A 12,069-nucleotide genomic window follows, 5' to 3' on the forward strand; every position below is an offset into this window, starting at 1 on the left:
GTTATCGCCTTACATTACAGTATGCTTACTTCTTAATCCAATGCATCATTTCGCGCAATTGACCGCCTACCACTTCGATTTCATGGTTCGCTTCGTTGCGGCGAGTTGCCGTCAAGTATGCACCGTTCGCTTGGTTCTCCAAAATGAAGTCGCGCGCGAATTTGCCTTGTTGGATATCGGACAATACTTCTTTCATCGCTTTCTTCGTTTCTTCCGTTACGATGCGAGGACCCGTTACATAGTCACCGTATTCCGCTGTGTTGCTGATGGAATCGCGCATCGTTGCGAGGCCTCCTTCGTAGATCAGGTCCACGATGAGCTTCATTTCGTGCAAGCACTCGAAGTAAGCCATTTCTGGAGCGTATCCTGCTTCTACAAGCGTTTCGAAGCCGGCTTTGATCAATGCGCTTACGCCGCCGCACAATACCGCTTGTTCGCCGAACAGGTCTGTTTCCGTTTCTTCTTTGAAGGACGTTTCAATAACGCCTGCGCGTGTACAGCCGATACCTTTTGCATAAGCAAGGCCAATTGCTTTCGCATTGCCAGTAGCGTCTTGTTCGATTGCGATAAGACCCGGAACCCCGAAGCCTTCCACATACGTACGGCGCACTAAGTGCCCTGGAGATTTCGGTGCTACGAGCAATACATCGTTTTCCTTCGGAGCTACGATTTGACCGAAGTGAACGTTGAAGCCATGGGAGAACATGAGCGCTGCACCTTTTTTCAGGTTCGGCGCGATCTCGTTCTTATATACCGAAGCTTGCGTTTCATCCGGCATCAAGATTTGAACTACGTCTGCACGGCTTGTCGCTTCCGCAACTGACATAACTTCAAAGCCGTCGTTGCGCGCTTTATCTGCGGACTTACCTTCGCGAAGTCCGATTACAACTTGAAGACCGCTGTCGCGCAAGTTCTGAGCTTGAGCGTGACCTTGGCTTCCGTAACCGATAACGGCGATTGTTTTCCCCTGCAATACACTTAAATCTGCGTCTTTTTCATAGTACATTGTAACTGCCATACGTATGAGTCCTCCTCTTTCTTCCTTATCATAGTATAATCTGTTATCCCCGAATGAAGCGGGTATTTCAAGGGACAATTCCTGTTTAATGTTCATCCGTTCACTGCTTGTCCCCTGAGAGACCCCCTCATTCGGGGGCAAAGCGGCGGAGGTGCGGCCGCTATAGGCGAGCCGCGCCACCTGTTTCTTCATATTAAAGTGTGCGTCTGTTCCTCATTATCCGTTAACTTGGCCGCGAATCAAGGCCGTCACGCCGGTACGGCTAATTTCTCGTATGCCATACGGCTTCAAGAGTTCAACCATCGCTTCAATCTTCTCCGAATCTCCAACTACTTGAACCATGAGCGTGTTCGGACCGATATCGACAACCGATGCGCGGAATGTCTCGACGACGCCTAGAACTTCTGGACGTTCGTGCGCCTCAGCCTTCACTTTAATGAGCGCCAGCTCGCGGGAAACCATCGGCTGCTTGCTCAAATTCACTACTTTAATGACATCGATAATCTTGTACAGCTGCTTCTCGATCTGCTCCAACAGATGGTCGTCTCCAGTCGTGACAATGACCATGCGGGAAAGTCCTTCTTCCTCCGAAGCGCCGACGGTGATGCTCTCGATATTAAATCCACGGCGTCCGAACAATCCGGAAACGCGCTGCAACACGCCAGGTTGATCGTTAACGATGACGGCTATCGTATGCTTCGTCGTACTCATCATTCACTTTCCCCCAGTATCATTTGGTCAATCGTGCAGCCTTGCGTAACCATTGGATACACGTTCTCATGCTTGCGGACGACAAACTCCACCACAGCTGGCCCCGGCGTATTCAACGCCTCCTGCCATGCTTGCTCCGCTTCTTCCTTCGTCGTCGCTCTAAAGCCGCGAACACCGTAAGCTTCAGCCAATTTCACGAAATCCGGACTGCCAGCCAAATCGATATGGCTGTAGCGGTTGTCATAAATAAGCTCCTGCCACTGACGAACCATACCAAGCACGCGGTTATTAATGATAGCCACTTTGACCGGAATGTTATTGATGGCGCAAATTGCTAGCTCTTGCGCACACATCTGCATGCCGCCGTCCCCATTAATGGAGACGACCGTGCGATCCGGGTAGGCCATCTGCGCCCCAATGGCAGATGGGAATCCGAAGCCCATCGTGCCAAGTCCGCCTGAAGTGATCCAAGAACGCGGATGGTTGAAGCGATAATATTGCGCAGCCCACATTTGGTGTTGTCCGACGTCTGTCGTTACGATAGCATCTCCATGCGTCGTATCATTAATCATTTGAATGACCCATTGCGGCTTCAATTCTTCATCGGAATCAACGAAGGTCAGTGGCTTCTCTTCTTTCCACTGCATAACTTGCGAGCGCCATGCATCTGCTTTATCCGAGCGCTTAACCGTCGCATTAGCTAACTGAAGTGTCGAGCGAATATCGCCTACGATTGGAACGTCTGTCGGAACATTTTTCCCAATCTCCGCCGGGTCGATATCAATGTGCACAATCTTAGCTTTTGGTGCAAAGCCATCAAGCTTCATCGTCACGCGGTCGTCGAAACGGGCCCCGATATTGATGAGCAAATCCGCTTGCTGAATTGCCATGTTCGCCGTGAATGTTCCGTGCATGCCCGGCATACCCATCCATAAATCATGACCGCTAGGAAAACCGCCAAGTCCGAGCAGTGTCGTTGTGACCGGAATTTGCGCCTTCGTAGCGAAGTCGTACAATTCTTCGTGTGCTCCCGAGTGAATAACGCCTGCTCCAGCCAAGATGACCGGGGCTTGTGCCTCTTCAATTGCCTTCAGCATCTTATCCACTTGGTATTTATTCGGTTGAACCGTCGGATTGTAACCGCGAATGTTTACACTCGTTACTGGAGTAAACATCGACTTAGCTGCCGATACATCCTTCGGAATATCGATAAGAACGGGTCCTTTGCGTCCAGTATTGGCAATGTGGAACGCCTCATGAATGACGCGAGGCAAATCTTCAACATTGCGAACCAAATAGCTGTGCTTCGTTACTGGCAACGTGATGCCTGTAATGTCCGCTTCTTGGAACGCATCCGTCCCGATGAAATTCGTAGCAACGTTCCCTGTAATGACTACCAGCGGAACGGAGTCCATATATGCCGTTGCGATTCCTGTAACCAGGTTCGTTGCACCAGGACCCGAAGTTGCGATGCAGACACCTACTTTGCCGCTTGCACGGGCGTAACCGTCCGCTGCATGAATTGCCCCTTGCTCGTGTCGAGTCAGGACGTGATGGAAATCCTCGCGGCCGTGCATAGCGTCGTAGATGTAGAGCACCGCGCCGCCCGGATAGCCGAACACGCACTCCACACCTTCCAACAACAAGCTGCGAAGCAACATTTCTGAGCCTGTAATTACTTCAGGCTTCATCCAATTTTGTCTTAATTCATCTGTCGATCGCATTGTCGTGCGATGTGAGCTCATAAGCCATCCTCCTTACGCATCCTTGTTGGTTTCCAATTCGGGCTCTAGGTTCAACATGAAGGTGTCTTGCCTGGCCAGGCATATTTAAAGCGGTTGTTCAAAAAGTGACCTCTTTGAACACGCACTTATAACAAAAAAACCTTCCATCCCCGCAGCTTGCCCGCTGCTTAAGGGACGAAAGGTTGTTCTTCCGTGGTACCACCCGTGTTCATTCCACATCTCGCGATATGAAATCTCAGCGAGTACGCGTACGTCACGTGACATACATTTCAAATACGCATACTCTGGACGCCTAACGCGCGCCTGACGTTTCCCCCTACTCACATGGCCATAATGAAATTATCCATTCATCAAAGCCATCTGTTCAGGAGAACAGCTCCGAGGTGAGCTCGCATCTAAGGGATTAAGGCGCCGGTTTCAGCAAACTTCCGATCGCTCTCTGTTCATAAGGGCCCTTAACACTTCGTCCTCTTCATAGCCGTTGGTATTATGTGTCAGTCTCTTTCAAATGTTTAGAAACATTATATTCCTACACCTATCAGGAGTCAATAGGGCAATTTCAAATTATTTTGTGCCACGACAAATTGTCCACCTTTCCACCCTGAGAGGACATTTGTATAAAATTCGAACCATCGCAGCAAGGGATAGACGCTGTATGCAGTTGCATCAAACTTTGCTTTGTTAATTTATTTAATCAATCCATTCATGTATTTTTTGTAAATCCCCTTCCTGTTGAGTTCTACTCTTCTAATCGAGCCGACGGTCGCCCCGTTACAATCCGTATCAAAACCTCCCAATACAGCTTCGTAATCCCACGTTCGAAGTCACCTTTGGAATAGATTAGATCGGCAGCAACTAGCGCGGCATTGTTGTTCGTGTGCACTTACGGATAATGTTCGAATGCTTGCCACACTTGCTCTGCCAGCTCCACCTCATTACGGGCTCCGCGTGCGATGTCCATCGCCTGTTCAATATCAGTGTCAAGCGGCAAGTGGCCGGAATCTGGCTTAGACCGATGCGAACGATACGTTCCGGATCAACTTCTACAAAGGCAACCGAACACATGGCCGCGACGAACCGAACACGGCTCCCAGTTCGCCTCTTCTAGCCGACCAAGCCTGTGCGCTCGACGCTTCTTGCGCTGGCTTTTTAATTTTTTCAATGGCGGATTCTGGTGTATCTTTGCCTCTTACAAACGATAAGATTGCTTCATTGTACTTCACGCCGGTATCACCGATGCCATCGTAATAGAGCGGAATAATTTTGTTGGGCAGATCTAGAGCCACTTCGACATCCTCTGGGCTCTGCACGGAATATTCCACCTCTTCCTGACGGAATTGCTCCAGACTGTCCCAAGGAACCATATCTTCGAATATTTGCGCCTTCTCCTTCGCCTTCTTCACGTTAACCGGCATGAACCACATTGTGAAGTTCGTAATCGGATTCGCGTAATCGTTCGCTTTCGGACCTTTTGGAAAATAGACGAAGCCAAATTTCTCCCGTTACGAACAATGCCTTGCCGGAATGGAACATTTTCTTGTCTCGTTATAATCTTCGAAATTTCCGTTCTTGTTCGGCATGACGACCTTATGCGTGTTGTGGAGATCATATAAGAATCGAAGCGCTTCCATAGAATTCGGGTCGCCCAAGCCGAAATTCAATTTTCCATCCTTATCCTCCACGATGTTGCCGTTGTTGGAATAGACCAATTGACGCGCATGAACCGGAGCATAGGACACGATGCCCCACTGATCGATAGCGCCGTCGCCGTTCAAGTCTTTCGTCGCTTTCTTGGCCATTTCTAAATATTTATCCCACGTCCACTCGCCTTTCTTTATAAGCTCATGCGGAGCCTCCAACCCTTCCCTTTTCAACAGCGTGCGGTTGTAATATAGACCTGCACCTGCTCCAACATTCTCGACAAGACCGTAAATCTTACCGCCGAAAGAGGAGAATTCCTTAATCTTCTTCGGCCACTTCGTATCATCCAAGTTAATCAGATCGTCGACCGGTCGCAAATAACCTTGTTGGGCCAGAGAAGGATATGCCAGATACAAATCCAGTATCAAAAAATCCGCAGCCGGTTCGCCCGACAATCCGGCAGCCGCAATTTTGCTGGCGCCTTCGCCCCAAGGAACCGTAACCCACTCTATCTTCGTGTTATATTTCTTCTCGATTTCTTTCATCCGTTTATATCGTACATCTTCTTGGTTCGTTTTCCCTTCTTCCGGCGGACCGCCCCAAGTCATGAACTTGACCGGTTCCCCGCCCATGTCGAAGGCCAGAAGCTCTTTCTTCGCCTGTTCCTCCGGTTTGTCTTTTTCCTGATCCTTCGCATCCAGCGCCTCTGTCTTCGCTTCTACCTTCTCTTCGGCTTTCGGCGGGTCGGCTGATGTCGTACCGCCGCCGCTTCCCGAGCAAGCTGTTACCGGCAACATCGTCAGGGCAATCAGCATAATTGCGAACGCTTTCATTTTATGCATTATATTTCATTCCTCCCGTAATCATTAAATAACATGCGTTTTGAACATGCCACAGCTGGGGAACTTAGAATCCTTATCCGTTTTTTACTATATTTCTGGATATATCCCCCTTTTACTTTTAACCATATTATATCCGGTATCGCTGTCCCGGGTTTTAACTATAGTTCAAATGAGTCGGCTTATTTTCCAAAAAACGCTCCTTCCCCTATACAACCGGAAATCCCCCGATCAGAAGATGCGGGGGACGCAGACTTAACACGTACTTCTATTCCTTCCGGGTCAGGCCTCAAGAATCGTGTTTCATCGGAATCACCGATTGTTCACACCCCCATATGATAACAGCAACGAATATTTTCAGGGGGATGAACATGATTCGACTTCGCCGTCCCAAAAGTGATGACGAATCCATTTGGTTAATTATTCAGTCGGAGCTCCTTCCGCGTTCGCACTTAACATGGGACCCTGAACAAGTGCATAAAGAGCTTCCTAAGCGGTTAAAAGGCATCACCTATGTAGCCACCAACCAAATTCATCAGACGGTCGGCTTCGTTCACCTGCTTGTACAACACCAGACTCTCGTTATCGATATGCTCGCTGTCTCCCGTCAAGCGCAAAGCAAAGGATACGGACGGCAGCTTCTTAGTCGGGCAGAACATTATGGACGCAAACATCGCTGCGTAATGTCCCGCATGCTTGTCGATTACGGCAACCGTGAGGCCGAACGATTCTATGAGCGCAACGGCTATCGGTTAACCCGATACGTGCCTGAGGTTATCTGTCATGAGATGGAGAAAACATTATCTCCGTACAAAGAAGCCTGAGGACGATCCTCAGGCTTCTTCCCTCTCTTCTCTCGTGCCCTCTGCGGCTAACTCTGTTTCATTACCGATAAAAAGAGCCGTATGGAGATCCATATCCTCCGTATCCAGAGCCTTCAAAAACCTCCAAAGCTTCAAAAACCTCCAAAGCCTCCAAAGCCTCCAAAACCTCCAAAATCTCCAAATCCTCCAAAGCCTCCAAAGCCAAATGGACTCGTGCCGATGGCCAACAAATCAAACAACACCAACGGTATAATGGCCTTGGTCTGAACCTTCTTGCCTTTCGGTTGTTCCAGCACCAGCCGGTTGCCGGATAAGCGAACCAGCTTTCCCGTCACAACTTTGCCGCTCTTATGAACCGCGTAGATGCGCTGGCCTACCAGTTTTTGTGCTTGCGCTTTAGTAACACCCCGCATGTCAACCCCTCCTTCTTGGTGGTTACAATACAAGGTATGTGCGTGATTGACAGGCTGCTTGTATAAAGGCCTTACCATAGCAAAATCTGTGCTAGAGTTTGTTATGTAAACTAGATTTCAAGAAACCAAGCATTCATACGTCATAAATCTTTGCGTTTCATCCATTGCCAGCAAATAGCTAGCAGCCCAGTTGAATAAGGAAACGGCAATACCAACACGCCGATTCGACCGAGCACAGAGTACTCCTCGTAATTCATCAGCATGTCCATTGTCGGAAACGCCGGTGGCAGCACCCATGTCATCCATTGTATGCCGGGAGGAAGGATGTCTACGAGCTTGCCCTGAGAGAATGATATCGCAAGCATCGCCAAAATGCCGCCAATAGCATAACTCATCTTCATTACCAATCTGGAATTAAATAAAGCGGCAATCGCTATCCCTAATATTGCTAGACTTAAATGGGCGACAAAACCGACGGTCACATGCTCCCAAGTTGCAGGCTCGTCAAATTTATCAAAAACAATCGGATAGAGTATAGAACATAAAGCTAACAATGCGGTCAACAGAAAAACCGAGCATAGAACTCCCGCATAGTATTTCTTCGCGCTGCCCAAGCGCAAAATTGTAATTTGCTCTTGCACCCGTTCTTGTGATGCAAAGAAACTGTAGGCGAGCCACGAGGAAATTAGAAGCAATAGCATAGACGTTGCCGCATAGCTGCCCATGATCGGATTCGGAGCATACGTATAAAATAGACATAGGCATATCAAAAAAGTAAACAAAGAAGGAATATATCGATACGATCTGCTGAAATCACGTGTTAAATAACAGATTAAGTGCCTGAACATGACGATTGGCCCCTCTCCCGCTCCACGTCCGAATCCCGCAGCGGCTGTGCCCTATCGGCAGCATGCAACGCAATAATCGACCCATTTCTGTCCAATATGGCGCGCAGCGCATCATCGGAATGCTCCGATTGGATATGTAAGCGATGTGTATGTTCGTTGCTTTCTAATTCCACCACACCGGCAAGCCGCTTCACTTCGCTTACCTGCTCTCTATTTCGCAGCTTGAACTCGATTAGAATGCAGCCAGTCTCACATTGCTTTATCAATGTGTCCGCAACAATCTTTCCATGCTGCAGCACCATGACTCGATCGGCAAGCTCGTCCAACAATCGTTGTTCATGACACGTCAAAATGATAGTCAGCCCTTGCTGCTTCAATTGCTGCAGCAATTGAACGAGCTCGGTCTGCGAAGCAGCATCTAGCCCGGATAGAGGCTCATCCAATACTAGCAGGTCTGGTGGGCAGAGCACCGCCTGCATGAGGTTGACCTTCTGCATCATCCCTTTGGAAAAGGTGTGGATGCGCCGATGCGCAGCCTCTTCCAATCCGAACATCGTCAGCAACTGTGACGTTCTCGCAAGCACTTCATCATCAGACATGCCTTGAATCTTCCCCATGGAATATAAATATTCATGGGGAGTCTGACGCAAGCGCGGAAATCGTTCGGGAGCGAATCCGATGTTCAGCTTCCCGTGATATCCCCTCCTTATTTCTCCGCCGGAAGGAAGGGATAAGCCCGAAATAATGCGTAATAACGTGCTCTTCCCCGATCCGTTGGCCCCGTTCACGGCGACCGTGTGTCTCGCCAGCAGCGAGAAGGATATATCCTCGAGAACAATTGTTGTACCGTAGCGCTTGCTCACGTGATTGAGCTGGATGATTTCGTTCATCTGTCGTCCTCCATTTGTATGATGCCACGTCTCATTAGCTGTCATTCTCTATCATTTATTCTTCTTCGTTATAGAATACTTTATAGTAGTGCATGCCGCGATCTTCGTCATACCCCTTCTCCACATACGGAAAGCTCTCGTTCTTGAGCTTCAGCTCCACGCCCGTATCCGTGCGAATGTTGTTCTTGTGCGTGCGCTTCGCCCGCTTGAGCGCCACCTGCGAAATCGGAATGTCATTCAACGGAGGGAGCTCGTTCGCTTCCTCATACGTTTCCTTATAGGTTCTGAAAATGGGAGCGATATCCGGATGCGCGATTACCTCTTCGGTGAACGCTTCCTCTTCGAATTGCTCGTGCTTCGCGAAGTAATCGATCGTACTGTTGATGAACTGCAGCTTCTCTTTCTTCTCCGGGCGCTCTTCGGCAGCCGGAGCGATCACATCGTCATAAAATTGGGTGCACATTTCGATAACCTTGTCCGTCAAATAATGCTCGTCCTCCAGCAGCTTCACGTTCAGGAAATCCTCCAGCCAAAATAGTGCCGCCTCGCCTTGCTTCCCGGAAGAGGTGTCCACGACGCCTACCGAGTAGCCGGCATCAGCCTGCACGTTCAGGATGAGACACCCTTTGTCCAATTTGCGCACGTTAACGCCTTCTTCCACCCGCACGCCGAGACGTTCTATCTCAGGCTCATCCACCTGCAGGAACACGTCCTTGTTCTCCGACTTAAAGATGCCTAACGCATCGATGCTGAAGTTGTTATACAAAATATTGTTAAGGTGAACGACATACAGCTCCCCCGGCTTGATCTGCGGATGGCCGGACACGGCATAGAGGTGATTCAAGATGTGCACCGATTGCTCATGGAACGCATCCGCCTTCTGAAAAATGCGCCCCGCATAAGTGTACACTTCGTTCATCGCGAGCTCAGACTCATGCTGGAATCGATAGGTTCCCTCGAATTTAAAGCTTGACAAAAAATATTTCAACAACGTATCCCGTACATCCTCGTTCGGAACGTCGTATAAGGTTTGCGAAATTCGGACGCCTTCATCTTGGGATGGACTTCCTACTCGATGGACGATCATCCGGTGAATTTCCGCTTTTGACAAATCTATCATGCTTTCACTCTCTCTTTCATAAAGTCACGTTCTTCTATTGTAGCGAAAAAAAGAGAGAATGTGAAAGCCAACATTCACCTGATTGTTTTGATAGATATCACGATGCGCTCAGGGCACTGCATGCTAAAAATAGGATACTTTCGGGCGTGAGGTATAATATTACGGCCTTTGTGGCTAATTTATAACTATAAGGAGGTGAACAATCATGGCAAAAGACGTATTATGCGAAGTGAACTCCTGCAAATATTGGGCTGCCGGCAACAAATGCGCCGCATCCTCGATTTATGTCGTTAACAATCGCGGCAAACAGGCACATGATTCCGGAGATACCGACTGTAAAACGTTTGAACCAAAGCTGTAACTCGTGCAGGGCGACCTTACCCGTCGCCCTCGCTTGCTTCCGTCATTGATAATTATTATCAACGAGTTGTCAAAATATACTTCCCTGCGCATATGAATTACGGTACACCCTGTTCCGATAACGCTTTGTACGCTTCTTGTATGTGCCCGACGGTGAAATAGAGGACAGAGCTCGGATCATCGAACTCTGGGCTTTCTGGTACGCTCAACAGGATATGGATCCCCCCGCATTCGAACGGCGAAGGGGCAAGTAACGATCGGATACTATGCAATGTAACATATTTCCTGATCGTTCGTCGGCAACCAGCATTTATAATAGGTTTATGACTTCATAGAAAGGGCGTAATAAACAAATGACCGTAAGCCAATCACCATCCTCGCAACCCGGGACGAAGCATTGCCGGGAATCGCGTGTGTTTAAGACCGGACGCGTCTTCCCGAACGATGTCAACAATCATGAGACGCTGTTCGGCGGCAAGCTGATGAGCCTCATCGACGAGACGGCATCCATATCCGCCATGCGCCACTGCCGCTGCAACGTTGTCACGGCGTCTACAGACTCCGTTGACTTCCTGCGTCCCATCCGTCCGACCGATTCGGTCTGCCTGGAGTCGTTCGTCACTTGGACGGGCAAGACGAGCATCGAAGTGTTCGTCAAGGTCATATCCGAGCATTTATATACTGGCGAGCGCGCCGTTGCCGCGACCTCCTTCCTTACCTTCGTGGCCCGCAAGGAAGACGGTGCACCTGCCATCGTACCGCAAGTCATACCGGATACAGACGAAGAGAAGCTGCTGCACGAATCCGCTCCCGAGCGGTCCCAGCTGCGCAAATTACGGCGCGTCGCAAGCAAGAACTTGGCGGACAAGCTGACAACGCGCAAGTATTGGGAATAAACGTACAATTTCCATCTCATTTATGGCAGGCATAGTCCTTTTAATGATGGTCCAGCTGATAGAGAACATAAAGTGAAATAATCAGTTAAGCTAAGCCGGAGGCGCTGCCTCCGGTCACCTATGCGTACAATAAATATGCCTCTCCCCGAAGGAAGACTGTGTTCCATTTTACGTCCTTTGCTTCACTCTCCCCTTCCATCAGAAAATTGTGAAAATCCAGAAAATTCATCAGATAGTTTATGTTCAGAAAACTTATCACTATAAGGTTCGTTAGAAAATTTAACCACAAATGGGTTATCTATAGAAAGCTCATCATTAAAGTGTTTACCACTTGAAGGCTTGTCGTTAGAAGGCTTACCGGTAGGAGGTAATTGTTCAGGAGGTTTATCATTAGGAGCTTTATCATTAGTGCTTTATCATTAGGAGCCTTATCGCTAGAAGGTTTATCCCAGGGAACTTATCCTCAGAAAACTTGTCTTTAGAAAGATTTATCGTTAAACCCTGCCATCTTTACCCTTCTAAAATGGTTATTATCTGTTTCTGAGCGGGAGGGAGGATGGAGCAAGACACTGCTAAATGAAGTCTCCCCTCTCAGCAACCTGCCAACAGTAGAACACCGTATATGCCCCAGTTTCAAACACAGCGGACGATCCGGCTGCCATGCTTTAAGACAACTGCATCCTATCCTCCATACACAACAATTATGCGAAATCGAGTAGGAGGCTACCCATTAACTGAGTAGCCGACCTCTCACACCACCGTAC

General features: G+C 48.8%; 13 protein-coding genes. 3 read left to right on the forward strand and 10 right to left on the reverse strand.

Annotated elements, in window-relative coordinates; genetic code table 11:
- Positions 1-25 precede the first annotated feature (25 nt).
- The 5 genes from ilvC to LQV63_RS19165 form a co-directional block, all read right to left on the reverse strand.
- Positions 26-1,018 carry a ketol-acid reductoisomerase gene (gene ilvC, locus LQV63_RS19145; protein WP_233697938.1) on the reverse strand — a complete coding sequence of 331 codons (993 nt, stop codon included), beginning with the start codon at positions 1,016-1,018 and terminating at the stop codon, positions 26-28.
- 216 nt (positions 1,019-1,234) lie between these two features.
- Positions 1,235-1,729, reverse strand: coding sequence for an acetolactate synthase small subunit (ilvN, locus tag LQV63_RS19150; RefSeq protein WP_036704322.1), 495 nt, complete (start codon positions 1,727-1,729; stop codon positions 1,235-1,237).
- The gene (ilvB, locus tag LQV63_RS19155; RefSeq protein WP_019421634.1) at positions 1,729-3,474 is read right to left on the reverse strand and encodes a biosynthetic-type acetolactate synthase large subunit; all 1,746 of its coding nucleotides are present in this window, start codon (positions 3,472-3,474) and stop codon (positions 1,729-1,731) included. The genes ilvN and ilvB overlap by 1 nt, the downstream gene beginning before the upstream one ends.
- A gap of 1,043 nt (positions 3,475-4,517) precedes the next feature.
- Positions 4,518-4,889, reverse strand: coding sequence for a hypothetical protein (locus LQV63_RS19160; protein WP_233697939.1), 372 nt, complete (start codon positions 4,887-4,889; stop codon positions 4,518-4,520).
- Positions 4,890-4,976: 87 nt separating this feature from the next.
- On the reverse strand, positions 4,977-5,957 hold the full coding sequence (locus LQV63_RS19165; protein WP_233697940.1) for an ABC transporter substrate-binding protein: 981 nt from the start codon (positions 5,955-5,957) through the stop codon (positions 4,977-4,979).
- Positions 5,958-6,325: 368 nt separating this feature from the next.
- Here LQV63_RS19165 and LQV63_RS19170 point away from each other — a divergent pair, with 368 nt between their 5' ends.
- Positions 6,326-6,778, forward strand: coding sequence for a GNAT family N-acetyltransferase (locus LQV63_RS19170; protein WP_233697941.1), 453 nt, complete (start codon positions 6,326-6,328; stop codon positions 6,776-6,778).
- A 9-nt stretch (positions 6,779-6,787) separates the two neighbouring features.
- Here LQV63_RS19170 and LQV63_RS31505 read toward each other — a convergent pair whose 3' ends face one another.
- The 5 genes from LQV63_RS31505 to LQV63_RS19190 form a co-directional block, all read right to left on the reverse strand.
- Positions 6,788-6,913 (reverse strand): hypothetical protein, encoded by a 126-nt coding sequence (locus LQV63_RS31505; RefSeq protein WP_019421630.1) that lies wholly within the window; start codon positions 6,911-6,913, stop codon positions 6,788-6,790.
- Positions 6,910-7,191, reverse strand: coding sequence for an eL33 family ribosomal protein (locus tag LQV63_RS19175; RefSeq protein WP_019421629.1), 282 nt, complete (start codon positions 7,189-7,191; stop codon positions 6,910-6,912). The genes LQV63_RS31505 and LQV63_RS19175 overlap by 4 nt, the downstream gene beginning before the upstream one ends.
- A gap of 140 nt (positions 7,192-7,331) precedes the next feature.
- Positions 7,332-8,039: a hypothetical protein gene (locus tag LQV63_RS19180; protein WP_233697942.1), complete on the reverse strand. Its 708-nt coding sequence runs from the start codon at positions 8,037-8,039 to the stop codon at positions 7,332-7,334.
- The gene (locus LQV63_RS19185; RefSeq protein ID WP_233697943.1) at positions 8,024-8,929 is read right to left on the reverse strand and encodes an ATP-binding cassette domain-containing protein; all 906 of its coding nucleotides are present in this window, start codon (positions 8,927-8,929) and stop codon (positions 8,024-8,026) included. The genes LQV63_RS19180 and LQV63_RS19185 overlap by 16 nt, the downstream gene beginning before the upstream one ends.
- Positions 8,930-8,984: 55 nt before the next feature.
- Complete coding sequence (locus LQV63_RS19190; RefSeq protein ID WP_019421626.1) at positions 8,985-10,049, reverse strand: nucleoid-associated protein; 1,065 nt, start codon at positions 10,047-10,049, stop codon at positions 8,985-8,987.
- Between the two features lie 205 nt (positions 10,050-10,254).
- On the opposite strand from LQV63_RS19190, the gene LQV63_RS19195 reads away from it, so the two are divergent.
- Complete coding sequence (locus LQV63_RS19195; protein WP_019421625.1) at positions 10,255-10,410, forward strand: DUF1540 domain-containing protein; 156 nt, start codon at positions 10,255-10,257, stop codon at positions 10,408-10,410.
- Positions 10,411-10,762: 352 nt separating this feature from the next.
- On the forward strand, positions 10,763-11,305 hold the full coding sequence (locus LQV63_RS19200) for an acyl-CoA thioesterase (protein WP_233697944.1): 543 nt from the start codon (positions 10,763-10,765) through the stop codon (positions 11,303-11,305).
- The last annotated feature ends 764 nt before the right edge of the window (positions 11,306-12,069 follow it).

Source organism: Paenibacillus profundus (assembly GCF_021369635.1).
Lineage (GTDB): Bacteria > Bacillota > Bacilli > Paenibacillales > Paenibacillaceae > Paenibacillus_B > Paenibacillus_B profundus.

Coding starts and splice junctions, on each gene's coding strand:
- ilvC (WP_233697938.1), bottom strand. CDS start 1,018: ATGGCAGTTACAATGTACTATGAAAAAGACGCAGATTTAAGTGTATTG.
- ilvN (WP_036704322.1), bottom strand. CDS start 1,729: ATGAGTACGACGAAGCATACGATAGCCGTCATCGTTAACGATCAACCT.
- ilvB (WP_019421634.1), bottom strand. CDS start 3,474: ATGAGCTCACATCGCACGACAATGCGATCGACAGATGAATTAAGACAA.
- LQV63_RS19160 (WP_233697939.1), bottom strand. CDS start 4,889: ATGCCGGTTAACGTGAAGAAGGCGAAGGAGAAGGCGCAAATATTCGAA.
- LQV63_RS19165 (WP_233697940.1), bottom strand. CDS start 5,957: ATGCATAAAATGAAAGCGTTCGCAATTATGCTGATTGCCCTGACGATG.
- LQV63_RS19170 (WP_233697941.1), top strand. CDS start 6,326: ATGATTCGACTTCGCCGTCCCAAAAGTGATGACGAATCCATTTGGTTA.
- LQV63_RS19175 (WP_019421629.1), bottom strand. CDS start 7,191: ATGCGGGGTGTTACTAAAGCGCAAGCACAAAAACTGGTAGGCCAGCGC.
- LQV63_RS19180 (WP_233697942.1), bottom strand. CDS start 8,039: ATGTTCAGGCACTTAATCTGTTATTTAACACGTGATTTCAGCAGATCG.
- LQV63_RS19185 (WP_233697943.1), bottom strand. CDS start 8,929: ATGAACGAAATCATCCAGCTCAATCACGTGAGCAAGCGCTACGGTACA.
- LQV63_RS19190 (WP_019421626.1), bottom strand. CDS start 10,049: ATGATAGATTTGTCAAAAGCGGAAATTCACCGGATGATCGTCCATCGA.
- LQV63_RS19195 (WP_019421625.1), top strand. CDS start 10,255: ATGGCAAAAGACGTATTATGCGAAGTGAACTCCTGCAAATATTGGGCT.
- LQV63_RS19200 (WP_233697944.1), top strand. CDS start 10,763: ATGACCGTAAGCCAATCACCATCCTCGCAACCCGGGACGAAGCATTGC.